This window comes from Bacillus sp. FSL K6-3200 (genome assembly GCF_038630485.1).
GTDB lineage: Bacteria > Bacillota > Bacilli > Bacillales > Bacillaceae > Bacillus > Bacillus safensis.
In genome coordinates this window covers 650,182-673,699 of sequence record NZ_CP152032.1, presented here as the reverse complement: position 1 = coordinate 673,699, position 23,518 = coordinate 650,182, and the positions used below count along the sequence as shown (strand labels likewise).

The 23,518-nt window shown below is 39.1% G+C and carries 22 protein-coding genes; 15 read left to right on the top strand and 7 right to left on the bottom strand.

Features of this window, described 5'->3' with window-relative positions:
- Window positions 1–141: 141 nt before the first annotated feature.
- The 3 genes from MHI60_RS03550 to yfkAB all read right to left on the bottom strand — a co-directional run bounded on the left by MHI60_RS03550 (window position 142) and on the right by yfkAB (window position 3,048).
- Window positions 142–861: a YebC/PmpR family DNA-binding transcriptional regulator gene (locus MHI60_RS03550; protein WP_024425262.1), complete on the bottom strand. Its 720-nt coding sequence runs from the start codon at window positions 859–861 to the stop codon at window positions 142–144.
- Window positions 862–1,082: 221 nt separating this feature from the next.
- On the bottom strand, window positions 1,083–1,919 hold the full coding sequence (locus MHI60_RS03545) for a mechanosensitive ion channel domain-containing protein (protein WP_025093505.1): 837 nt from the start codon (window positions 1,917–1,919) through the stop codon (window positions 1,083–1,085).
- Window positions 1,920–1,926: 7 nt separating this feature from the next.
- Window positions 1,927–3,048, bottom strand: coding sequence for a radical SAM/CxCxxxxC motif protein YfkAB (gene yfkAB, locus MHI60_RS03540; protein ID WP_144485731.1), 1,122 nt, complete (start codon window positions 3,046–3,048; stop codon window positions 1,927–1,929).
- Window positions 3,049–3,194: 146 nt separating this feature from the next.
- Between yfkAB and MHI60_RS03535 the strand changes: the two genes are divergently transcribed.
- Window positions 3,195–3,386 (top strand): SE1561 family protein, encoded by a 192-nt coding sequence (locus MHI60_RS03535; RefSeq protein WP_003218031.1) that lies wholly within the window; start codon window positions 3,195–3,197, stop codon window positions 3,384–3,386.
- A 101-nt stretch (window positions 3,387–3,487) separates the two neighbouring features.
- The gene (pdaA, locus tag MHI60_RS03530; RefSeq protein ID WP_095407981.1) at window positions 3,488–4,279 is read left to right on the top strand and encodes a delta-lactam-biosynthetic de-N-acetylase; all 792 of its coding nucleotides are present in this window, start codon (window positions 3,488–3,490) and stop codon (window positions 4,277–4,279) included.
- Between the two features lie 34 nt (window positions 4,280–4,313).
- Here the strand turns inward: pdaA and MHI60_RS03525 are convergent, their stop codons facing one another.
- The 3 genes from MHI60_RS03525 to MHI60_RS03515 form a co-directional block, all read right to left on the bottom strand.
- Complete coding sequence (locus MHI60_RS03525) at window positions 4,314–4,808, bottom strand: DUF2716 domain-containing protein (RefSeq protein WP_144472458.1); 495 nt, start codon at window positions 4,806–4,808, stop codon at window positions 4,314–4,316.
- Between the two features lie 33 nt (window positions 4,809–4,841).
- Window positions 4,842–5,801 carry a magnesium/cobalt transporter CorA gene (gene corA, locus MHI60_RS03520; protein WP_144472456.1) on the bottom strand — a complete coding sequence of 320 codons (960 nt, stop codon included), beginning with the start codon at window positions 5,799–5,801 and terminating at the stop codon, window positions 4,842–4,844.
- A gap of 133 nt (window positions 5,802–5,934) precedes the next feature.
- A complete protein-coding gene (locus tag MHI60_RS03515) occupies window positions 5,935–6,447 on the bottom strand; it encodes a stress protein (protein ID WP_111291933.1) in 513 nt (170 codons plus the stop codon).
- Window positions 6,448–6,881: 434 nt separating this feature from the next.
- Here MHI60_RS03515 and MHI60_RS03510 point away from each other — a divergent pair, with 434 nt between their 5' ends.
- The 13 genes from MHI60_RS03510 (at window position 6,882) to MHI60_RS03450 (ending at window position 21,443) form a co-directional block, all read left to right on the top strand.
- On the top strand, window positions 6,882–7,751 hold the full coding sequence (locus MHI60_RS03510; protein ID WP_144472454.1) for a DNA-3-methyladenine glycosylase: 870 nt from the start codon (window positions 6,882–6,884) through the stop codon (window positions 7,749–7,751).
- A 102-nt stretch (window positions 7,752–7,853) separates the two neighbouring features.
- On the top strand, window positions 7,854–9,239 hold the full coding sequence (rlmD, locus tag MHI60_RS03505) for a 23S rRNA (uracil(1939)-C(5))-methyltransferase RlmD (RefSeq protein WP_144485729.1): 1,386 nt from the start codon (window positions 7,854–7,856) through the stop codon (window positions 9,237–9,239).
- Between the two features lie 389 nt (window positions 9,240–9,628).
- Entirely contained in the window at window positions 9,629–10,387 is a 759-nt protein-coding gene (locus MHI60_RS03500) for a methyltransferase domain-containing protein (RefSeq protein ID WP_144485727.1), read from the top strand.
- A 406-nt stretch (window positions 10,388–10,793) separates the two neighbouring features.
- Entirely contained in the window at window positions 10,794–11,300 is a 507-nt protein-coding gene (locus MHI60_RS03495) for a GNAT family N-acetyltransferase (RefSeq protein WP_144485725.1), read from the top strand.
- Between the two features lie 215 nt (window positions 11,301–11,515).
- Complete coding sequence (locus MHI60_RS03490) at window positions 11,516–11,926, top strand: DUF6508 domain-containing protein (RefSeq protein WP_144485723.1); 411 nt, start codon at window positions 11,516–11,518, stop codon at window positions 11,924–11,926.
- 39 nt (window positions 11,927–11,965) lie between these two features.
- The gene (locus MHI60_RS03485) at window positions 11,966–12,478 is read left to right on the top strand and encodes a hypothetical protein (protein ID WP_144485721.1); all 513 of its coding nucleotides are present in this window, start codon (window positions 11,966–11,968) and stop codon (window positions 12,476–12,478) included.
- A gap of 273 nt (window positions 12,479–12,751) precedes the next feature.
- Window positions 12,752–13,567: a MerR family transcriptional regulator gene (locus MHI60_RS03480; RefSeq protein WP_144485719.1), complete on the top strand. Its 816-nt coding sequence runs from the start codon at window positions 12,752–12,754 to the stop codon at window positions 13,565–13,567.
- 48 nt (window positions 13,568–13,615) lie between these two features.
- Window positions 13,616–14,803 carry an MFS transporter gene (locus tag MHI60_RS03475; RefSeq protein ID WP_144485717.1) on the top strand — a complete coding sequence of 396 codons (1,188 nt, stop codon included), beginning with the start codon at window positions 13,616–13,618 and terminating at the stop codon, window positions 14,801–14,803.
- A gap of 254 nt (window positions 14,804–15,057) precedes the next feature.
- Window positions 15,058–16,239 (top strand): DUF1835 domain-containing protein, encoded by a 1,182-nt coding sequence (locus MHI60_RS03470; protein ID WP_144485715.1) that lies wholly within the window; start codon window positions 15,058–15,060, stop codon window positions 16,237–16,239.
- 611 nt (window positions 16,240–16,850) lie between these two features.
- The gene (thrS, locus tag MHI60_RS03465; protein WP_144485713.1) at window positions 16,851–18,773 is read left to right on the top strand and encodes a threonine--tRNA ligase; all 1,923 of its coding nucleotides are present in this window, start codon (window positions 16,851–16,853) and stop codon (window positions 18,771–18,773) included.
- 172 nt (window positions 18,774–18,945) lie between these two features.
- On the top strand, window positions 18,946–19,512 hold the full coding sequence (locus MHI60_RS03460; RefSeq protein WP_144485711.1) for a hypothetical protein: 567 nt from the start codon (window positions 18,946–18,948) through the stop codon (window positions 19,510–19,512).
- A 23-nt stretch (window positions 19,513–19,535) separates the two neighbouring features.
- Window positions 19,536–20,819 carry a hypothetical protein gene (locus MHI60_RS03455; protein ID WP_144485709.1) on the top strand — a complete coding sequence of 428 codons (1,284 nt, stop codon included), beginning with the start codon at window positions 19,536–19,538 and terminating at the stop codon, window positions 20,817–20,819.
- A gap of 342 nt (window positions 20,820–21,161) precedes the next feature.
- A complete protein-coding gene (locus tag MHI60_RS03450; RefSeq protein WP_024425245.1) occupies window positions 21,162–21,443 on the top strand; it encodes a hypothetical protein in 282 nt (93 codons plus the stop codon).
- 53 nt (window positions 21,444–21,496) lie between these two features.
- Here MHI60_RS03450 and MHI60_RS03445 read toward each other — a convergent pair whose 3' ends face one another.
- Window positions 21,497–23,005, bottom strand: a complete 1,509-nt coding sequence (locus MHI60_RS03445) for a helix-turn-helix domain-containing protein (RefSeq protein WP_095407998.1) — start codon at window positions 23,003–23,005, stop codon at window positions 21,497–21,499.
- Window positions 23,006–23,518 lie beyond the last annotated feature (513 nt).

The following is a 23,518-nucleotide window of genomic DNA, read 5'->3' as shown; positions in this document are numbered from 1 at the left end:
ACCACCATGTTTTAAAAATGAAACTCATCTCCTTGGAAATTGTAGATATTAACACCTTATACATATATTACATTTTTTAAGGAAAATAAAAAAGCCTTAGTAGAAGTTGAAAGAACTAACGACTACTTTGGCTTAAGTTTTTTATTCCCCTAAATCCACATTATGATAAACCTGCTGCACGTCTTCAAGCTCTTCTAAAACATCGATCAGCTTTTCAAATTGTGCTTTTGATTCATCATCTAATGTCACTTCGTTTTGCGGAAGCATTGTGATTTCAGCGACAGTGAATTCTTCTACGCCGGCTTGTTTGAATGCTTCTTGTACTTGATGGAATTGATCTGGTTCAGCGTACACAATCACCGTTTCATCTTCTTCCATGATGTCACGTACATCAACGTCTGCTTCCATTAAAAGCTCAAGCGTTTCTTCTTCACTTTTTCCTTCGACACCGATGACAGCTGTTTCGTCAAACATGTAGGCAACAGAGCCGCTTACGCCCATGTTCCCGCCGTTTTTCCCAAATGCTGCTCGAACATCTGAAGCTGTACGGTTCACGTTATTGGTGAGGGCATCAACGATCACCATTGAACCGTTTGGACCAAATCCTTCGTAGCGCAGCTCATCGAAGTTCTCTTCCGCACCGCCTTTGGCTTTTTCAATGGCACGGTCCACAATGTGTTTTGGGACACTATATGTTTTTGCACGTTCTAGGACAAAACGAAGTGCTTGGTTTGATTCTGGGTTTGGCTCACCTTGTTTGGCAGCCACATAGATTTCACGCCCGAATTTTGCGTAAATACGACTTGTACTGGCATCCTTTGATGCTTTCTTTTCTTTAATGTTGTTCCACTTACGACCCATCTTATTCACTCTCTTTCACTTAGAAAATACACAGTATGAGGGTCCCCATGCTGCATGAAATCATTCTGCTATCTATTATACATGAATCAGTCAAGAGGATAGAAGTAAGAGGGCTGGAATGAAGAGAATTGTTAGCGAATGTTCAAGTGTTCCATGTTTCTCGCAAGCCCGAGTCAGCCCGGCAACATGTATATAAAAAAATAACCCCATCATAAATGAGGTTATTTTGCAGGCTGGGGATAAGCAAGATCCTCAAGCAATTTGACATCATGCTGATGAAGTTGTTTGATCATTTCTTTTCGCACAGCGAGTGCGGCTTCGAAGTATTTTTCGTCTTCGACCATTCCCTTTACTGTGATTTCAATCCCGCGATTCAGCTTATTCAAGCCCATAATTCCATGAACCTGAAAGGGTTCAATGGCGTTTTGGAATTCATCTTTTTTAAGAAAATCATGATGCATTTGATTTAAATTGTCACATGCTGATTCAAGTGCTTGGAAGGCGATATCTGGGTTTTGATTCGCGCTAATTAACACAGATTCCGTAATCCGCATGTAGTGCATGTTATAGTTTTGGATTTGCCGGATATCTCCGTTAGAAATGGTTAACAGCTTGCCGCTCCATTCTCTAATTTGCAGAGAGCGGAGACCAATCTCTTCAATGGTTCCATTAAAGAGGTTATTCACCGTCACATAATCCCCTTTATGAATCTGACGTTCATAGATGAGAAAAACGCCTGCTAAAATATCACGAATCAGCGTCTGTGCGCCAAAACCGATGACGATCCCAGCGACACCAGCACCCGCAAGAATTTTCCCAAAGTCATGAAAGAAAAGAGAAATGACATAGAGCACAAAGCAAATCGAAGCGGTGTACTGCGTGACCGATTTGACCAAGCTCTCGATCGTTTTCTTCTTTTTGTCCTCTATAAACTCAGTTCGTTTAAAGAAAATTTGAAGGGCTTTGTTAATCATAAAGACGGCAAGCCAAAGAACGAGTCCAACAAGGAGAATTTCAATATATTTATTTTTGACCACTGTCAGAAATGTATCATCCATCTATCGGTTACCCCCTGGCTGTTCGAGAAGTAAAATCAACATCTTGATAATAGCTGTTTTTCACTAGAACATTCGGACCGAGACATTGCACGCTTGGGCAATGGCAATTCAGTTCTTTTGCTAATTTCGTGTCCATCCAGCGTGTATAGGCTGATTGCAATGTATCAGTTGCAATATTTCCCAGCGGCGGTGTATCGCCAAAGTCTGTCACAATAATATTCCCATCAAAAATATTCACATTCAACCGTGAGCGTCCATCAGGGTCATTTCGTACTGTGACATTTTTCTCCTGGCGCAATCGGTTGAGGAGACGCTGGTCTTCTTTATCTGTACTGCATGAATAAAATGGCAGGGTGCCAAACAGCATCCATGTGTTTTGATCACGAATATCAAGCAGCTGATGAATCGCATCCCGCATTTGCGGAAGCGTCAAAGATTCAAGGGCGCTGGCGAAATCACTTGGATACATCGGGTGAACTTCGTGGCGCTGGCATTTCATTTCCTCGACGATTTGCCGGTGGATGTGTTCGATATATGGAAGCGTGCGCTTATTCAGCATGGTTTCAGCGGATACGGTTACGCCCGCTTTGACAAGTGCCTGACTATTTTCAATCATGCGGTTAAATAATTTCTCGCGCTGCTCAAAGGTTGGTTTTCGATCCATCATGGCAAAACCGACTGTTGCAAACTCTTCGACAGTGCCCCAGTTATGTGAAATGTGAAGGACATCTAAGTATGGAATAATTTCTTCATACCGCGCCAAATTAAGGGTTAAATTTGAATTGATTTGTGTACGGACGCCGCGTTCATGGGCATACTTTAATAAAGGGACGACATATTCCCGTACAGACTTAAGAGAAAGCATGGGCTCTCCGCCTGTAATACTAAGTGAGCGCAGGAGCGGAACTTCATCTAAACGGCGAAGTAACAAATCAATCGGCAGTGCATTCGGATCTTTAGGCTGTAAGGTATAGCCGACCGCACAATGCTCGCATCTCATGTTACACAATGTTGTTGTCGTAAATTCAATATTTGTCAGCTTCATTTCTCCGTAATCCTGCATATCGAGATAGGCTTCCCAAGGGTCGTATGCAGGTGTAATCGGACGAAGTGCTGTTTTTTGGTTCATGGTATCTATCTCCTTTTCATTCGGGCAAACGTAGACCCGCCAACAGTTAATTTTAAGCCTCATCACGGTTATACGCAAGGGGGACACAATTGATTTGCAAGGGAAAAAAAGATAAGCTATAAACAAATGCTAAAGGGAGTGTATCGATGGGTAAGGCAGCAGACAGCAAAGAGCAGCAGGTTGATTATTTAAAGAACCGATTAGATATGTTTATGAATGTGATTGATTCATTAGATCCCGAATCAACAGACGTTGAGGATATAGACAGACTGATCCAGATGATTGATGACCTGGAAGCGAAATATGAACGGTTTAAAACCGATTGGAAGGAAGAATAGCTCGCGCGATGCGGGCTTTTTTCTTTAAATTGGCAGGTGAATCGGTGTATGAGTCTCGGTCTTATTCTGCACAATAGAAGAAAAACCGGGAAGTGACGTAAATGAAAAAATACATGCTGATCTGTTTATGTGCGCTTTTTGTTTCCATGCCTCTCTCAGAAGCAGGAGCCGTGTCCAATAAGCCTATCAACTGGGGATTTGCGAAAAGTAAAGAGCACAGGCCGCCGGATGCGGGCAAAGAATTAACGGCACTCTTAAAAAAGTATGATGCGTTCTATTTAGGCAACACGAAAAAGAAAGAGATTTATTTTACATTCGACAATGGCTATGAAAATGGGTACACGCCCAAGATATTAGACGTGCTGAAAAAACATCAAGTACCAGGCACCTTTTTTGTGACAGGTCACTTTGTAAAGGATCAGCCCGGGCTTGTCAAACGTATGGCACAGGAAGGTCATATCATTGGCAACCATTCCTATCACCATCCTGATTTAACAACAAAAAGTACGAAAGAAATCAAAGAAGAATTGGACCGTGTCAATGAAGCTGTGTACAAAATCACAGGAAAACAAGATAACCTCTATCTTCGTCCGCCGCGCGGTGTGTTCAGTGAACGGGTATTAAAAGAAACAAAACAGCTCGGCTACCAAACCGTTTTCTGGTCAGTGGCGTTTGTGGACTGGCATATCCATCATCAAAAAGGAAAACAGTATGCATACGATCAAATGATGAAACAGGCGCACCCAGGCGCCATTTACTTACTTCATACCGTCTCAAGAGACAATGCCGAAGCGCTGGATGATGCCATCACCGCTCTGAAAAAACAAGGATATTCCTTTAAAAGTCTAGACGATCTCATGCTTGAAAAAGTATGGCATTTGCCTCAGCTATAGTAATAAGCCTGCAGAAAACCTGCAGGCTTTTTGATTATCCCTCTCTGATTTTACGCTGAAACAAAAGAGGATGATGTCGTGAAAAAGAGTCAATCATGCCCTCACCGAAAATGGTGATGCTTTGCTCCCAAGGATGTCCTAGCAGGCCCCAATCCATTTCTTTTGATAAAAAGAAATAGTAATCCCCATTAGGGAGAACAGGAACTTTCCATTCTCCAAATTCATCTTTTTCAAACAAGCCATATGGTGTGATCCAGTAGCATTCGTGCTGCCAATCAAGTGCCAGCATATATTCGTCCGTGCCGGTGATATTCTCCTGAAAAGAGAGCAGTGCCTTTTTTTCAAGATCTTCATCTGCATGAAGAAGAGAAGAGTCCTCAAAATAAGCAGAGATATCATATGTGATGTAAGGAGAAGGTGCTTGAAAAGCGGGAAAGCGAGAGATGCTTGGTTTAAATTTGAACTCTCGATCAAATGTCTTCCAGGCGAATTTTAATTCTTTGTCTTTCAGTGGAATCCAGTTTTCCATATGATCTTCCTCCCAAGCACTTCTCTCAAAACATTATTTAAAAATCCTAAACCACCCTTTATGTTTAAACCACAAAAGCATACCCGAGACGAGGAGACCCATGAAAATCAACACGCCAAAATAGCCGTACTTCCAGTGTAATTCAGGCATGTTGTCAAAGTTCATTCCGTACACCCCAACAATAAAGGTCAGTGGAATAAAAATGGTCGACACAATGGTCAATGTCATCATGATCGCATTCATCCGGTTGGAATTCAGCGTCTGATAGCTGTCTCGTAAATCGGCTGTCATATCACGGTTTGACTCAACGATCTCTGTGAGCTTCAAAAGATGATCATAAATATCATTAAAATACGCTTGACGGTTTGTATCGCTTTTCATCATATTTGTGTTCACAATACGATATAAAAGGTCCCTCATCGGGATAATCGTTCTTCGCAGTTTGAGTAAATCTGAGCGAATACCAAATACTTCGTTCATCAGCGTGCCATACGTTTTATGCCCTTCTTCATCCTCAATTTCATTCAGCCTGTCTTCAATCTGATAAATAATAGGGAAATAATCATCAACGAGCTGATCAATCAGCATGTAGGCGATATGCTCAGGTCCGCTGTTTTTCGCTTTATCAGATCCTTTGAGCTTTCGAATCACACGTTCAACGTACGGTGCTTCCTTCAAATGAAAGGTCACGATATAGTTTTCACCAACAAACAGATCGACTTCTTCAGAACGAAGCGTTTTTTGATTAAGGGCATGCAGCACGAAAAACAAATACCCTTCATAAAAATCAAGCTTGGGACGCTGTAAATAATGAAAACAATCTTCAATTGCCAGCGGATGGAAATGAAAATATTCCTTCAAAAGTGCCGCTTCCTTCTCCGTTGGCGCATAAAAATCAATCCAATACCAGGCGATATCGGGGCTTGAAAGCTGCTGCAATGTTGCATGTTCAATCAAGTCGCCGTTTTTTGTCACTGCAAGTTTTCTCAGCATGTGCACCCCTCCAGACTTGCATTATATCATGAAGCAGCGCCGGTGAACTTATACGTTTTCTTCATAAAAAAAGCCGATCTCATTTTTGAGATCGGTTCAATGTGCGTGTATGATTGATGGATAAAACCGAGAATTAAGGACGATGGAACGTAACGAATTTATCTTGACGGTCAAACCAGCCTCTAAACGCCCAGTTATCCCAGCCGCCATCGCCGTTGTTTTTAAATGTACCGCTTTCGAATACCCAAATACCGTAAACAACATTACCAAGATTAGCAGTAGCGAAAGTTTTTACGCCGTTAAAACGATCTTCGTAGTTCTGGCTTAGGTTAAAGACCATGACGTTATATCTGCCGCCAGCAGCGTAGAATGTGCTTTCCATGACGCTTTTAACGAATCCAGAGCGGTTCGCATTTGCGTTTACTGCGTTTACAATCGCATTGGCAATCCCAAGAACATCAAAGTTTACGTTAACATTAGGGCTAGCCGTAGTGCCAGCTTTACCTTCAGCAGCTTTGTTTAAGACAGTTTGCTGAAGTGTAGTAGAAACAGGTGCTGAAGTTTTTGGCTCAGCAGCGTCAGCGAATACTGGTAGTGTCGAAGAAACAGCAGTGGCAAGGGCAACAGAAAGAATTGTTTTTTTCATTGGTCGGATCTCCTTTGTTTTTAAATTTTGGGTCTTCTTTTTCGTAAAATGTGAAACTAAGTGAAGCCGGTCATCAATGAGGTAAAAATGTTCCTGCAAGATAAAACAAATGATTGCCTAATCCGCTAATTTCTTTGTTCACCTCCTTGATATGTCATAATTATACAAATATTTTCGGAATGGAAGATATCACCCAGAGGTTCTATTTCTAATTTAAGGAAAATGAGCCTAGAATGTTGAAGGATGCTGTCGAATTTTAGCTGAATTCGACTAAAATCTTTCGTCTATCCAAAAGGAGAATGACCACAAATAAGGAAGATATAACTGATAAATTCTTGTACTCTTTATGTTTAAAAGTATTCAATCTAGAGAATCATTCATGCAAAATGAAACAATCACATCTGCGTATGTTTGCAGAAAGGAAGATGACATGTATGTGGGAAAAACAGCTGGTGGTAGAGCCGCCGTATCATTTCGATCAAGTGCTTAGACGCTTATCAAGTGATCCATTAAAAGCAGTCGATTTAAGTCAAAGAGAAATCAAAGTGCCGATCAGATTAGAGCAAAAACCGTACGTGGTCATCGTTCAAGCTACTGGAACAAAAGATGCGCCTATGTTCCGGGTGCGAGCAAACGGTCCCGAGGAACCCCTTCTTTCTGAGGTGAAACGGATATTTGGCATGGAGCATCAATTACACATGATTCAAGACCATTTTTCTCAAACCAATCTAGCGCCCATTTTTGAGCAGCATATCGGAACGCCGCTCATGCTGGATTTTCATTTATATCATTGTTTAATGAAATGTATCATTCATCAGCAGCTTAATCTTTCGTTTGCTTACGAGCTCACGAAACGATTTGTCCATACGTACGGCGAGCAAATAGAAGGTGTATGGTTTGATCCTTTACCAGAAACCATTGCCTCTCTTGAAACAGATGATTTGAGAAAGCTTCAATTTAGTCAGCGAAAAGCAGAATATGTCATCGATGTATCGAAACGAATTGTGAGCGGCTCTCTTTGTTTAGAGGAATTACACGATTTATCCGATCTAGAGGTAGAAGAGCGTTTGCTTCCGATTAGAGGGATTGGACCTTGGACGGTTCAAAATGTGCTCATGAATGGGCTTGGAAGACCAAATCTTTTTCCAATGGCAGATATCGGTATTCAAAACGCAATCAAACGGCACTTCGACCTGCCTGAAAAACCGACAAAAGAAGAGATGGCAGCGCTAAGCAAGGAATGGACCCCATATTTAAGCTACGCTTCTTTATATTTATGGAGAAGCATTGAGACAGATAAATAACGGAAAGGAATTTTCTCTCTTTGTCTAATACGTGATATACTAATGAGATGGAATAAAATGAAGACAACCTATCAAGGGTTCAAATAGAACGGAGAGAATAAAGTGAAAGAAAAACAGCAAGGTGCCCTTTTGCAAAAGGGACAGCAGTTCCCGCTTACCATTAAACGCCTTGGCATTAATGGTGAAGGGGTCGGTTATTTTAAAAAGCAAGTGGTCTTTGTCCCAGGCGCGCTTCCAGGTGAGGAAGTGGTGGTTGAAGCAACGAATGTCCAAGCAAAATATGCAGAAGGTACAGTGAGGAAAGTGCGAAAGCGCTCCGAGCATCGAGTCAAACCGCCATGCCCAGTATACGAAGAGTGCGGCGGCTGTCAGCTTCAGCATTTGGCATATGAGCAGCAGCTAAATGAAAAGCGTGATATTGTCATTCAATCAATGGAGCGTCATACAAAGCTATTGGTTGAAAAACTTGATATTCGGCCAACGATCGGCATGGAAGATCCGTGGCATTACCGAAATAAAAGTCAGTTCCAAGTGGGTCGTTCTCATAGCGGAGACATCATTGCAGGACTTTACGGACTGAATTCTCATAAGCTTGTACCGATCAAGGAATGTATCGTGCAGCATCCAAAAACGAACAAAACAACGGGCGTTGTCCGCAAAATTTTAGAGAAATTCGGCGTATCTGTCTACAATGAACGGACAAGAAAAGGCGACGTACGCTCGATTGTCGTGCGTGTCGGCTTTGAAACAGGGGAAGTACAAGTCGTTCTTGTCACATCAAAACCTGAATTTCCAAAGAAAAAAGAAATCGCCGAAGCCATTCAAAAACGTCTGCCTGAAGTGACGTCCATTATGCACAATATTAATGGTGAAAAAACGTCGGTCATCTTCGGCCATAAAACATCTCACCTAGCTGGCAATATGGTCATTCAAGAATTTTTAGGAGACGTCTCCTTTGAATTGAGTGCACGTGCTTTCTTCCAATTGAATCCGAAGCAGACGCTAAAGCTTTACGATGAAGCGAAAAAAGCGGCCAAATTGACTGGCAAAGAAAAGGTTGTCGATGCGTATTGCGGTGTTGGAACCATTGGGATGTGGCTTTCAGAAGGCGCCAAAGAAGTACGAGGAATGGATGTCATCAAAGAATCAATTGATGATGCCAAGAAAAATGCCAAAAAACACGGCATGAAAAACGCGACCTATGTGACAGGAACAGCTGAACATTGGCTGCCAAAATGGGTCAAAGAAGGCTTCCGTCCTGACGTCATCGTCGTCGACCCGCCAAGAACAGGCTGCGAGCGCACCTTCTTAGACACCGTCAAACAAGTCAAACCAAAACGCTTTGTCTACGTCTCTTGCAACCCATCCACACTAGCAAAAGACCTTGAATACATGTCAAAAGACTACAAGATCGAATACATGCAGCCAGTCGATATGTTTCCGCATACGGCGCATGTGGAGTGTGTAGTGTCTTTATCTCTTAAGTAAAAAGGATATGACAGCTATGATGGACCGAAACCAGCAATAGAAAAGGCAGTATCTAAATGATAAAAACCCTTCCAACAGGAGGGGTTTTACTTTAACTAACAATCTATTTTTCCTATTCGGATTCTTATTGTACTTAGTCCTCTATAATGAGACACCCATCATGTACTCTCGATTCTCAAAACAACTCATGTCTCACTCAATTATCAGCTGGATGAATATAAAATCAAGGTCTTCGGCAAGGTGCTCTTTAAATATAATTTTAAGTATTTTTAATGGGAGTGATTCAATATGAGACTGAAAGAACATGAAATATAACAACTTTATACATTCGTAAGAGGCCCGCCAAATATTTAATCATTAAACTCAAAATGATAATTGGAGGGATTATGATGAATGACAAACAGTTTTCTTCATTTATAAAACAAGCAGATGAACCTTTTGTTGGGTGGGATTTCTCATTCATATCTGAAACTGGAAGAATGAAAAGTGAGCTGCTTTCATGGTCATATGGTAGTATAGCTACTTCTCTTGTTCAAAATGCAAAATCAATGCTGGACATGGGAACAGGTGGTGGAGAGTTTTTATCAAAATTAAGACCTTTTCCAACGTCAGTTTATGCTACAGAAGGTTACTTGCCTAATGTACCTATCGCAAAAGAACGATTAACACCCTTAGGAGTGAAGGTAGTTCAAATTTCTAATGATGGAAATCTTCCGTTTGAGACTGGAAAATTTGATCTTATCATCAATCAACATGAGTCATTTTCATCTAAAGAAGTGAGAAGAATTATCTCTAAAGAAGGTATTTTTCTAACTCAACAAGTCGGTGGACTCGATTGCATAGAGATTAATGAGAATCTAAGGGTACCAATAAATAAAGAATTTATTGATTGGAACTTAGAGAAAGCTTTAAACGAAATACAGGAGAATCATTTTGAGGTGTTGAAAAGTGCAGAAGAGTTCCCTATTCAAAGATTTTATGATATCGGAGCATTGGTGTATTATCTGAAAGCAATTTCTTGGCAAGTGCCAGGTTTTGAAATAAGTAATTTCAAGGATGAATTATACACCATTCATAAAATCATTGAACAAAAGGGTTATTTTGACGCAAAACAACACCGGTTTATTATTTTAGCTAAAGCAGTTTAGTTGGAAATGGAGTCTTCGATATATATGGAGGCTCCAGCTTAATTCTGAACTAATGCCACTTCTGTATGCACGATCAAATCATAAGGCTTTTACTGGTTAAAATGATGGATTGACCATATTCGGGGGAAATCAGTGATTTTTTGAGTTTTTTAACTGTTGCCTTCAAGCTAATCAATTAATTGCTAGGCTGCTTTTTCCTCCATAACCTTTTTATCTACACTTTGATCAGTTCTTCGACATAGTGTTATTCTTTCTATCAAGAAGAACATCAATTTCATACAGGATGTAGCAAGAGCAAAACGTACGATTCAGTTGATTATCAGTTGATCATATGTTTCATTTTATTATTGCTGATATATAACTAATTGTTGGGCTTGAAAGCATTCTAAAAAATGGAGGAGATTAGATGAATACTATAATTCGTCAAGCGAATCAAAAAGATATTAAAAGAATAAGGGAAGTTGCTGAAATAACTTGGAACTATACATATAAGGAGCTAATACCAGAGGAAATTCAAGATAGCTTCCTAAAAAAAGCTTATTCTGATGAAGCTTTGGAAAAAAGAGTAGAGGGGTCGCTTTTCCTTGTTGCTCAGAAAGGAGAGGAAATTGTTTCCTTTGCGAATTTTTTTTACAAGGATGAAAATGCTGAGTTGGCTGCGATTTATGTACTTCCAGAATTACAAGGCTTGGGTATTGGAACTCAGCTTTTAAATGAAGGAGTTTTTAAGCTCGAAAAAAAGACTAAAAGATTATATGTAGATGTTGAAAAAGGAAACAAATCTGGAGAAAACTTTTATAAATCTAAAGGGTTTAGGGTTGTAAAAGAGTTTGAGGATAATTTTTTGGGTCATAACTTAAAAACTGTTCAAATGGTTCTGGAATTTAAAAATGAAATGAAATTTAATCTATGAGAACAAGCGTTACATTCTAAAATAGCTAAAGTGATATGATATCCACTTACTTTTCAATAGGATATATCAGTTCAAATTTATTATTTAAGGAATAAAAACTGTCCGTGATTTGAATACTGGTGTCTAGCTGGTAGGATGATCACGGATTTTTTTATATACTGATCCATAGATATCGAACAGAGTAAACCATACGAATGAAATAGAGGAGGATAACAATGAGCCAATTTGAGATTCTAACAAAATACATACCGCTGCTTCAGGAGGATCGTATAGGAGAATGGGTGATCGACCAAGAAAATGATGGAACAGCTGAACGCCCAATCCAGATGCCTTTTGTGCATTATTCCGAAACAGTCCGTCACTTTATCGAAGATGTCTATACCTTTGCAGAACAACATCAAGAAATGGAGCTTACCCGCTACAGAGAAATCCTTAAAGAAAATGGTATTGAAGGTGGATTGAACGATATCGAGAATGTGGAGCTCTCAAATTTAAATGAGCAGTGTGTACTTGCTCTCATCATGGGAGTGGTGAGGACTGAGCGGTTTTGCGATGGTGCCATATTGAGTTCTTTTAAAAGTGGAGCCATGTTAAAGTATCTTGAAAGATTGGATTGTTTGGAGTAGGAGCGGCGAGCGGTTTATTTCAATTATTGGAGTGATCATATGAAAAATAAAACAAATGTAGCCGATACTTTTCCTCCTATGAAAATAGAAGAAATTGATCAAATATTATTATATGATCTTGATGCAATAAAAATTGAAAAAGAAGATGAACGTATAAAATTCTTTTTACAAGATCACTATTGTCCTCATAAAAGTCATATTCACAGTGTGTATGTCATTTATAAGAAGTCTATACTCAATTTACTTGAAGGTAGGATTCATTCTATTCATAGTCATGAATTCATGAGTGCTAAGAAAAAAGATCGAACGATTTCTAAAGAAGTTATAGAAGATGTATTAGAGATGGCTACAGTTGTGGTTCTTGCAAGTGAAAATAATGGAGTATTGACGAATTATTTTTATAGTGGAGATGGAGAAAGGTTAGATAGTATTTTTAATATATGCTTAGGTTATTCAACAGATTTACAAAAAAAAGAGCATAAAGTAAGTTTACAACGATTTATGAATGATATAAAGATTGTTGAACAGATGGGATTGTTAGAAAAACTTTAATCGATAATAGATGTAAATTTACAAAGTAACTCAATGTAATCAGAATCAAAAAATTAGCTAATCCTAGATTTTAAGTAATCTAGGTTTTTTTGCGTAACAGCAGGTATTTCATGGTGACTGAATGTTTGATAGATGATGGATGCGAAGTTGGAGTCTGCATTCTTCAACTTAATCTAATGATAATACGAATGAATATTAAAATCTTCTGTTGACTTTCCCCTTTACTGAAAGGTTTATACTTTGATCAGATCAACAAAACGGAGGAGATGCAGAATGTTCAAGATTGGCGATTTTTCTATGTTAAGTAAAGTCCCTGTCAAAACCTTAAGGTATTATGACCAGATTGATTTATTAAAGCCTAAGCAAATCGATCAAGATTCCGGATACCGGTATTATTCAGCTGAGCAGCTGCTTGAGGTCAATCGGATTTTTCTGTACAAGGAATTAGGTTTTACGTTAAAGCAAATGGGTCAGCTTCTTCGTGAAGATATTTCTGTCGAGCAGATTCAGGGCATGTTTCTCTTGAAAGAGAGTGAGATTCAGCAATTGATCGAGAGAGAACAACAGAAATTAGCGCGTATTAAGGAGCGGATGCATCTCATCAAACGAGAGGGGGGTGTTGAAAAAGAACAGGAGGTCATCATCAAATCGGTTGAAAGCAAACACATCATGTCTTTTCAATCCCATGGAACTGTTGACGAAATCCCAACATTCTTTCAAACGTTTCATCAGTTGTTACATAAACATCCGCAAGAATTGAACTCTGAGCCACAAATCGTGCTGTGGAGGGAATCACTTGCTAAAGAAAGTGAGTTCGAATTTGAGGTTGGGTATTCCGCGAAAGCGTTAAGGGGCTCTCTGCCTAAGGGTATCACGATGCGTACGTTACCAGCTGAAGAAACTATGGCGTCGCTCTTATTTCATTCAGATTCTCCATTTGCACAATCTGCTTGTGTTGACCTGGCGACATGGATCGAAAATAACGGATACCACGTAAAAGAAGATCAGCCGGGCCGAGAGATTTATTACCCGTTGGCTGAAAATGAAGATGGCAGACTCATTGAAATTCAAATTCCCATTCAAGAATAATTTTTCAAAGTCTAAAACGTACACATTGTCCAAAGGAGAAAAGCCACGATGAAAAATAAAGCCGTTGTCTATTTACTTGCTTTAGCAGCCTTTTTAATTGGAACGATCGAATATATCATTACAGGAATTATTCAAATGGTCGCAGATGATTTACAGGTCACGACGTCAGCTGCTGGTTTATTGGTCACGTCATTAGCGCTCTCAGCAGCAATCGGCGCGCCGATTGTCATTGCACTGACCATTAATATCGACCGCAGAAAAATATTATCATGGATGCTGATCATTTTTACTTTAAGTAATATCATCACAAGTATCAGCCATTCGTTTGAAATGGTGCTGATGACTAGGGTTTTACAAGGAATTAGTGGGGGAACGGCTATTGTGGTGGCAATGGCTGTGGCCACTCGTCTTGTCGAACGAGAAAAAAGAGGAACAGCGATTGGCATCATTTTAATGGGATTAAGCAGTTCCTTAGTTTTAGGTGTGCCAATCGGTACATTTCTAAGCAGCATGATTGGATGGAAAGCATTATTTGCAGCCATTGGATTGATCACGCTCATTCCGCTGATTGTTGTGTATAGGCGCATCCCTTCTATGAAAGAACAAGAACCGGTGACGCTAGGTATGCAATTATCGATATTAAAAGATAAGAGAATTTTGCTTGCAGTGGCAGTTACACTCTTTTATGTAGGCGGATATTCCACTTTATTTACCTATTTAACGCCCTTCCTGCAAGAATCAGCAAACCTTAGCATCACAGAAATCAGTGGCATTTTATTACTAGCGGGAATATGCAGCTTTTTGGGCTCCAGTCTTGGAGGGGTTGCAGCAGATAAAAAAGGCCCAACATTCACGATTTTCTCCGGAATTATCCTACAAATCATCATGCTGATGCTGCTAGCATTTGTGACAGGGAATCTCGTGGTCATGGTGGCGGTTATCATGATATGGATGATTGCTACATGGAGCACATCGCCAGCTCAGCAGCTGTATCTCGTCACACTTGTACCCAAATCTCCTGATATCGCATTAAGTGTCAATACATCATTTATTCAATTCGGATTTGCTTTAGGATCGGGTTTAGGAGGACTTGTATTGAGCAGGACATCTATATTACACCTGAGCTGGATCAGTGCTGGAACGGTTCTTCTTGCTTTACTCATGACTATCTTGATGGTGGCGTTTGACCGAATCTCTCAGCAGAAGAGTTTGAAGGTGATGGAGCAAGGAAGGTAACATATTCGATTAACTAGTAATCACACAGATTCAGTTTTGTATTATGGGAACTACTTATTTCGGGTAGTTCCTTGGCCTAGTTTCGTAGGGTTTTTTTATAAAAATTCTTATCTCTTCAGTTCTGCTTTATTACTTCTGTAAATACCTGATCATCTTATTGTCATACTTTTGAATGAAATTGACTCAATAGAATTGACACAAGAACCATGAATAGGTGAAGATGAAATAAACTGTAAGATAAAGGGAGACGGATGATGATACATATCATATTTGGGGCGGCAGCTGCCGGTAGTTTAAAACAAGCAATACGTGAAATGAAGCAAAATCAAATAGATGATATCATCGCTTTTAATGATATTTATTCAATTGGGCCACTTCTACAATTACACGAACATAAAGGACAAGCGAACCGTATAGAGTGGCTGCGTAACGTGATGTCAAACGAATTTGGCCATTTTGATGACATGGTCAACGATCAGCACAAAATGCTTCAACAAATAAAAGAGATAAAAGCAGGCAGTCGTATTCTCATCTGGGCAGGCAGTAATGCACATGAGCAAATTGGCTTACGATATGCCGTCTATTTATTAAAAGAGAAAAGCATAGAATTGTCTGTAATCAATACAACGACAGCATTTGACCAGCTGTTCAATACAAATACAAGACGAATGGATATTCGACATTCCGGGGAAATCACATCAGAAAAATTGAAGGTTTTGTACAGAAGTAAACAGCACATTCACACAGTGTCAACAGAAGAAAGAGAAAGATTACAAAACGAATGGCTTTCATTTGCTAAAAAAAATCATACGCTGCGGATATGGAAAAAAGGACAAGCGATCAGCGTACCAGAAGATGAATTTGATGCTTATTTAGTGAAAATGGCTAAGCGGCTTCATCAGTCCGCGCCAGAAGACGAGTACATTGTAACTCCACGTTTAATAGGAGAAGTCATTGGTCATTTAGATCAGTATATCGGCGATGATTTTATTGAATATCGAATCAAGAAATTAATTGATCAAGAGATTTTTAATATGAAAGGTAAACTAACTTCCATGCGTTATTACTCAATTAAATTGACAGAGTTTGGTCAGCACTTAAAAAAATGGGTGTGCTGTCGAGAGTATAAGGATCATCCCTTTGTGAAAATTGAAGGAGATTACGGTGAACCTTTTCAGTGTGGGTATTGCGAATGTCATTTAGAAAGAGATGATGTACCAATGAGTAATACCCTTTTCTCAAAGTTATGGAATTGGAATATACAGTATGGCCGCTGGTTTGACGAAGAAACCGATGATTTGCTGCCAAATGGTGTAGACATGGAAAGAAAGTTCAATCAAGAAGGAGAGCGAATCACTGAAGAAGTGAAACGAGCCTTATCTCCTGCGTTTCAAATTGAATACAGCCCAAGTGAATACGCGCAATATTACATTTAAAGAATGAATTTTGTTATCACTGCACAAAATAATCCTTTACACAATCCATCATCATCATGTAAGATATGGAGAAATTAAAAGCGAAGAAAAGGACATGAGCCATTTTTACTGGTTACCAGAGAGGGAAGTCACGCTGAAATCTTCCTAACACAGAAAAGTTGTCTTACCACCTTTGAGCTGTATTGGGGAAATCACAGTATCCAATATCGTCTACGCCACGTTACGGCACCAGAGCCATAAAGCGAATACGCGTTATGGGAATTTGGGTGGAACCACGGATATCACATTCGTCCCTTTATGAGGGATGGGTGTGTTTTTTTGTACACTCATATAGGATTATTGCTTTGAAAAGGACATGAGCAGCTTTTATCGGTTACCAGAGAGGGAAGTCACGCTGAAATCTTCCTAACGCAGAAATGCTGTCTTACCACCTTTGAGCTGTATTGGGGAAATCACAGTATCCAATACCGTCAATGCCACGTTACGGCACCAGAGCCATAAAGCGAATACGCGTTATGGGAATTTGGGTGGAACCACGGATTACACATTCGTCCCTTTACGCGGGATGGGTGTGTTTTTTTATTTCAAAAAATAGGAAAGGTGTGTCGGTTATGAGAGAAAATATGGTGAAGATTCAATTTCCCGATGGAAAGATAAAGGAGTTTCCCGCATGTACGACTGTCGCAGATGTTGCCTCCCATATTAGTCCGAGCTTAAGAAAAAAAGCAGTGGCGGGTAAGATCAATGATCAAATGGTTGATTTAAGTGAAAAGCTAAACAGCGATGCTCGGCTGTCTATTGTCACACTAGATTCAAAAGAAGGGCTTGAAGTGATGCGCCATACAGCTGCCCACGTATTAGCCCAGGCTGTGAAAAGGTTATATGACAATGTCACACTGGGGATCGGACCGGTCATTGAAAACGGATTTTACTATGATATGAAGCTCAATCAATCATTACGCGTTGATGATTTAGCCGAAATTGAAAAAGAGATGAAAAACATCATAAATGAGAATCATCCTATCCAAAGAAAAGAGGTCTCATACAAAGAAGCTGAAGCGCTGTTTGCACATGATCCTTATAAGCTGGATATTTTAAAAGATTTACCCTCTCAAGAAGCCATCACGGTTTATCAGCAAGGAGAATTTGTAGATTTATGCCGCGGGCCGCATGTACCTTCTACAGGGTACGTAAAGTCATTTAAACTAACACGTGTTGCAGGGGCTTATTGGCGGGGAGACAGCAATCAGGATGTCTTGCAGCGAGTGTATGGTGTGGCGTTTCAACATCCAAATCATCTCGCTAAGTATCTTCATTTCATGGAAGAAGCGAATAAACGTGATCACCGGAAATTAGGGAAACAGTTATCCCTCTTTATGTTTTCAGAAGAAGCGCCAGGTATGCCGTTTTATTTACCAAAAGGTCAGATTGTCAGAAATGAATTAATGGCCTTTTCAAGAGAAGTGCGAGGCAAAGCGCAATACGAAGAAGTGAGTACACCGTTTATGATGAACCAAGAGCTTTGGGAAAAGTCAGGGCACTGGGATCATTATCATGAAAATATGTATTTCTCAGAAGTAGACCATACAAGCTTTGCTTTAAAACCGATGAACTGTCCAGGGCATATGCTCATGTTCAAAAACAGCTTATACTCATACAGAGACCTTCCGATTAGAATGGCTGAGTTTGGTCAGGTGCATCGTCATGAATTTAGCGGAGCGTTAAACGGATTGTTCAGGGTCAGAACATTTTGCCAAGATGATGCCCATATTTTTTTAAGAGAAGATCAAATCGAAGCTGAAATCAAACGGATTTTTCAATTAGTTGATCATGTGTATCGGACATTTGGATTTGAGTATTCAGTCGAGCTATCCACTCGTCCAGAAAAAGCCTTAGGGGATGACGCTATTTGGGATATATCCGAAGCAGCGCTAAAAAATGTGCTTGATCGTCTAAAGGTCGACTACCAGCTAAATGAAGGAGATGGCGCATTTTATGGTCCAAAGATCGATTTTCATATTAAAGATGCCTTGCAGCGGAGCCATCAGTGCGCCACAATTCAGCTGGATTTCCAAATGCCAGAGAAATTTGATTTAACATATATCAACGAAAAAAATGAAAAGATACGGCCAGTTGTGATTCACAGTGCCATTTTTGGTTCTCTAGATCGTTTCCTAGGTATTCTCATCGAGCATTTTGCGGGCGCTTTCCCATTATGGCTAGCACCAGTACAAGTACAAATCATCCCTGTCTCAACTGTTCACCTTGATTACTGCTTAGAGGTGCAGCAGCAATTAAGAAAGATCGGCATCAGAGTCACAATCGATGAACGGGATGAAAAGCTCGGCTATAAAATGAGAGAAGCACAAATGCAAAAAATCCCTTATATCGCTGTCATTGGCGATACAGAAATGCAAGAAAAAACACTGAATATTAGACAGCACGGAGAAAAGACGTCAAAGGAGGTGTCTATTGAGAACTTTAAACACATGGCAGCTCAGCAAATAAAAGACAGATCGGCAGCTCAGATATGATGTGATCATTTTATAAAGAAGGAAAAGACGTTCATTGAATGATGGGCGTCTTTTCATTTGCGAAAAAACAGAATTGACAGCAGAAAGGGAAAATATTGAAACATTTTTTCGGTGAAATCGTAATAAAGATAGAGCGTTCAACAGGAACCTTTAAAACGGAGAGGAGTATTACATGGAACAAGCTGCACTGAAAAAGATGAGGACAACACAAATAGCTGTCTCTAATTTAATAGCCGTTATCTTAATCATTGCTTTTTATATGATGATTCAAATTGTTGAAATTCGATTTACACATTTCTTTCTTTGTTTAGGAATTTTAATGCTCCTTCAAAGCATTTATGGTTTTATGAAAAAAGGATCAACAAAGTCCTTCATTCCAATTTACGAGCAGATAGCTATTTATGAAAGTGAAAAATTAGGGGAAGAGTGGGAGAAGGAACAGAGGATGGATAATGTTTGGAAACTGATAATGAGCGGGCTTATGTTTTTTCAGTCATTTAGTTTCCAAAATGTATCGAACCCATTCTTTGATATCCAACCAATGTTTCTACTTTTCTTATTGATTATGGCTCTAGCTCTTATTAATATAAGCATGCTTTTTCGCTTTAGAAAAATTGACCGATCGACCGAAGGCGAATTAATAGGCTATACAAAAGAGTCAAATATAATGGCAATAGCATTAGGGTTCTTAACTGTAATCATCATCTTCATCTTTATCGTCATCTTTTTTCTTCCATAAAACTGAATGTTGAGGTGAAACAATTGAATGCAAACATTCAACAACTGATCGATCAGACAAAGGCGAAATTTGGTTTAGATCTTTACTATTTAAAAAGACACAGTTTTCATCGCTACGTCAATATGTTCAATGAAACGGTTTATACATTGAATATGGAATGGTTTCCCTCTCATGAAGCTGAACCCGAGGACGATGATCTAAACCCGGACGGCACAGCTGTGATTGACGTGAATTTGAATACAGGACAGGTTGAAACGGTCATTTTTGTCATGGACAAAACCTTCGCGAAGAATGGTGTCACATTTAAGAGGCCTTATCCAGCTCATGTCATTCAATGGATCGAACAAGAAACAGGGTTGGTCTATGGCGAGCATTTTCACATGCAACAAAAGGAGAAAGGGGAACTTTTTTTCGAAGAAGCAATAGATGGTATGAAGGTGACGCCTTCAGGCAGAATCGAGGTGAAATGGGATGAACATGGGCAGCTCATTCACTATATACATCGAGGGCCATTTATGGCAAAAAAACGACTAAAAACTGAAGAATATGTGCTTTCCATTGATAGGATCGAGGATTTAGCCCAGCAGCAAGTGCAGCGGTTTGATTGGCCATTCTTCGAGCAGAATCGAATCCGCCCTATATATGCGTTAGAAGAAATTTATGTAAAGAACGATGGAACAGGAACGATACCATTTGAAATTGGGCGTGAAGAAACGAATAGTATACATATGCATCAGGTCATGAAGTGGAATGAACCGTTAAACAAAGCCTTTGAAAAAAAGGAAATCGATATAAACGAGGACATTACTGCTGAACAAGCCTTCTCACTGGAGCCTTCGCCAGATACATTCCCGATCTCAAAAGAAGAGCAAGCTGCGTGTATCAAAGCGGTTCGAACCTTTTTGGCGCAAAAATATTCAAAGGATACAGGGAAGTGGGTGCTAAAAACACTCCACCGCGACCATGGCTACATCGAAGCGATATTAAAAACGAATGAGCAAGAAGGCTGTGATTTTATGGATAAGATCAAAGTCTTCATTGATGCCAGCACTTTTGAAGCCGTTAATTACATAGATAAAAAAGAGATGTTTCAAGTATGCGGGATACTCAATCCATCTCAAACAACTAGTAAAATCACCATATCTCAGAAAGAAGCCTATGAAACATTGAGAGAACGCCTCGAACTTACACCCATCTACGTCTATGACGATGTGCAAAAACAATATGTTTTATGCGGCAAGCTCGATTGTCATGATGGCGTTGATGCAGTAAGCGGCGAAGTTTTCTCTTTGAAAGACCTTTCATAACTTCTAAAAGAACAGTGAGCAGCTGTTCTTTTTTATCCCATTTTCCTCTTTTTTGAATAAAAATGGAATTTTGTAGAAGGAAGTTGTCGTTTCATCACGAAAGAAACAGATAAGAATATGATCATAGGTCCATCGGTTGGAATTCGTATTTCATATAGTAAACGTCATACATATTGAAAACCCATTGCAGTAAAGTTGATCTACAATCCTTTTAGAATAAAAATGACATTGTGTCTCTAGTAGTATGCGAAAATAGGCGGACTGAGATCATAGGATGAGTTGAACATGTTTGTTTTTAGGTAAGCTTAAAGCCATAAATAGAAGAAAGTGAGGATATCTACCTTGAGTACATTGGAAGTGTTTCGTCAGTTTTTGGTTGACCATTATCCTGCGTTACAAGATGAGCTTTGGCTAAAAGATGTTGATACCCTTCGAATCTCTCCTATTCTTCATCCTTTTCTGAAAAGCAAGCTGCCAGAAGGAATCGAAAAATTCACTTGTGTCCTATTCACGCAGCAGACAGATCAAACCGCTGCACCGCTCAAAGTCTACCTTCTATTAGATGAATATGAGCAATCGCTTTACGCCATTGATTTGATGAATGAACAAATAGCACTTCATTAATACAGAAGCAAAAAAGCTGCTTGAGAGCTCCTCAGCAGCTTTTCTTGTGAATATTAGTTTGTCATATCAACCAATCTTGAGTGCAAGTTGTCCACTTCTTTCTTTGTTGGAAAAGAGCTAATCAGCAGCGTAGACCGTCCTAATTGATTAGGAAGTTCAGTATCGGTCACAATCATATCAATCCCAAGTCGATCCATTGTCAGTTCATTTAATGTATTTTCTGGACTTGTGAAAATATGAATGAGAGGAGGCAATCTTAATTTAATTAAATCCGCAATAAACAAACTATGATTATAACCTAATGTTGAAATGACAAAAATGTTCAACACGTTTCTCCGGTCCATTTCCAAATGAACAAGCCCCCTCCAGTTAGAAGTAATGATACGAATCAATTCTCGTTCATTTTTCACAAAAGAAGCAAGTATATCGTCTGTTTTTAACTCTTGGATGATATGAGTAATCCTCGAATAGAAGTAAGGAAGCTGTTTTTTTACCTCTGATAAATACCTCGATTTCTTTTTGAAAAGGAATCCATCTCTTACGGTAATTTCCCTAGAATACACATAATATTGGAGAAGAATCAGTGTCATCACCTTGCGATTAGCCACCTCTTGATGAAAAATCAACTCCAATTGATTGATAAAGGAATGAATGGCTTCGAAGAGGTGTGGTGTATGCGATTGAAAGAACGTCAATTTTTCTTCGACAGTTTCAATTGATTTATAATGGCCAATAGCTGGTTCAATCAATAGTAAAAAGACAAATTCGTGACGATCCAACGTAACACCAAAAGTGTCCTTTGTCATTTGGCAAACGTGTTCTTCCAAGTTTTTGATTTGTTTATAGATACCTTTAGCAGTAGCTGTTTGTTTTTCCTTATCCATTGAGTACCTATAATTGCGTCGTATTGTAAAATTTTTCCTCACTCGATGTATGGAAACGCCGAGCCATAGGCAAAATTTATCTATAGCCACATCAGGTAGATTGACTTCGAGCACCTGAAATAGCTTTTGTAAAAAATCAACTGCATCTTGCTTTTGAATATCATCGAATGGCCAAAGCCTGCTTCCATACACTTCAAACAAAAATTCCACAAGAAATTGACGAATCTCCTTCTCATTTCCATGGAACTGCATACTATCTGGTCGTAACTCAATGTCATACGAGATAAGAAGCGAATTGATTTTATGAATGGTGTTATACAATGTGGATCTACTGATATTAAGCGTTTCCATCCATTCATAGAAAGACCTGTTTTCTTCAAGAAAAATGCCATCAATCAATCGAATTTCAATCGTATTTTTTAGAATTTCCTTGATATAGTAGTCCACTCGAATCGTCTCCGTATAACAAATGGATATGCCTTGTCTTGGCTTTATGTGGATTAACGGCTCTCCATTCTCTGTTTGGAACGATTTCATTTGTTCTAAATCGCTTTGAATCGCACGAACCGAGCCGATATTTTCATTCGATATCTCTTGAAGGCTCCACCACTTATTTTTTGATACAAGCAGTTTTAAAATTTTTATCCATCTCTTTGATTTATTATCAATGAGCTCCATTAAACAACTAACTCCTTCCCTTGGCTTGCCTCTATATTATGAAGTTCACTTAAAGAACATTTGATTTTCTAAATAGGCATAAAATGATTTTAATGTTTAGGCTAAATCGTTTTGTCTTCACTTTTCATAATAAAAGAGAAAAAAATTAGACGAAAACAAATGTTATTCCCTGATTCTCCATATATTTCTTTTAAAAGGTGATAAGTAAGCCATGAATCCTATAAAAATGGATCATTTTAGATATTTAAGTTTATTTTTTTGCTGTTGAAACGGTAAATGTAAGAATAAAACGCAGCAGCTTTTTGATTACCATATGAAAGGGAGTAGAAAGGAATGCGATTTATATAATGCTGAACTGACTCACCTTACATACGATATGATACATGCTTGTTTCATATGAACGAACCATATGTGAATACATGCTTATATATGCATGTACACATCGTTTATTAATCATTCCAGTATAAATATAAAAATTCACATTTAATCTTTTCACGATCCTCTCACTATTCC

Excerpts from the sequence above, each read along its gene's own strand:
- MHI60_RS03550 (WP_024425262.1), bottom strand. The coding sequence starts at position 861 with ATGGGTCGTAAGTGGAACAACATTAAAGAAAAGAAAGCATCAAAGGAT.
- MHI60_RS03545 (WP_025093505.1), bottom strand. The coding sequence starts at position 1,919 with ATGGATGATACATTTCTGACAGTGGTCAAAAATAAATATATTGAAATT.
- yfkAB (WP_144485731.1), bottom strand. The coding sequence starts at position 3,048 with ATGAACCAAAAAACAGCACTTCGTCCGATTACACCTGCATACGACCCT.
- MHI60_RS03535 (WP_003218031.1), top strand. The coding sequence starts at position 3,195 with ATGGGTAAGGCAGCAGACAGCAAAGAGCAGCAGGTTGATTATTTAAAG.
- pdaA (WP_095407981.1), top strand. The coding sequence starts at position 3,488 with ATGAAAAAATACATGCTGATCTGTTTATGTGCGCTTTTTGTTTCCATG.
- MHI60_RS03525 (WP_144472458.1), bottom strand. The coding sequence starts at position 4,808 with ATGGAAAACTGGATTCCACTGAAAGACAAAGAATTAAAATTCGCCTGG.
- corA (WP_144472456.1), bottom strand. The coding sequence starts at position 5,801 with ATGCTGAGAAAACTTGCAGTGACAAAAAACGGCGACTTGATTGAACAT.
- MHI60_RS03515 (WP_111291933.1), bottom strand. The coding sequence starts at position 6,447 with ATGAAAAAAACAATTCTTTCTGTTGCCCTTGCCACTGCTGTTTCTTCG.
- MHI60_RS03510 (WP_144472454.1), top strand. The coding sequence starts at position 6,882 with ATGTGGGAAAAACAGCTGGTGGTAGAGCCGCCGTATCATTTCGATCAA.
- MHI60_RS03500 (WP_144485727.1), top strand. The coding sequence starts at position 9,629 with ATGAATGACAAACAGTTTTCTTCATTTATAAAACAAGCAGATGAACCT.
- MHI60_RS03495 (WP_144485725.1), top strand. The coding sequence starts at position 10,794 with ATGAATACTATAATTCGTCAAGCGAATCAAAAAGATATTAAAAGAATA.
- MHI60_RS03490 (WP_144485723.1), top strand. The coding sequence starts at position 11,516 with ATGAGCCAATTTGAGATTCTAACAAAATACATACCGCTGCTTCAGGAG.
- MHI60_RS03485 (WP_144485721.1), top strand. The coding sequence starts at position 11,966 with ATGAAAAATAAAACAAATGTAGCCGATACTTTTCCTCCTATGAAAATA.
- MHI60_RS03480 (WP_144485719.1), top strand. The coding sequence starts at position 12,752 with ATGTTCAAGATTGGCGATTTTTCTATGTTAAGTAAAGTCCCTGTCAAA.
- MHI60_RS03475 (WP_144485717.1), top strand. The coding sequence starts at position 13,616 with ATGAAAAATAAAGCCGTTGTCTATTTACTTGCTTTAGCAGCCTTTTTA.
- MHI60_RS03470 (WP_144485715.1), top strand. The coding sequence starts at position 15,058 with ATGATACATATCATATTTGGGGCGGCAGCTGCCGGTAGTTTAAAACAA.
- thrS (WP_144485713.1), top strand. The coding sequence starts at position 16,851 with ATGAGAGAAAATATGGTGAAGATTCAATTTCCCGATGGAAAGATAAAG.
- MHI60_RS03460 (WP_144485711.1), top strand. The coding sequence starts at position 18,946 with ATGGAACAAGCTGCACTGAAAAAGATGAGGACAACACAAATAGCTGTC.
- MHI60_RS03445 (WP_095407998.1), bottom strand. The coding sequence starts at position 23,005 with ATGGAGCTCATTGATAATAAATCAAAGAGATGGATAAAAATTTTAAAA.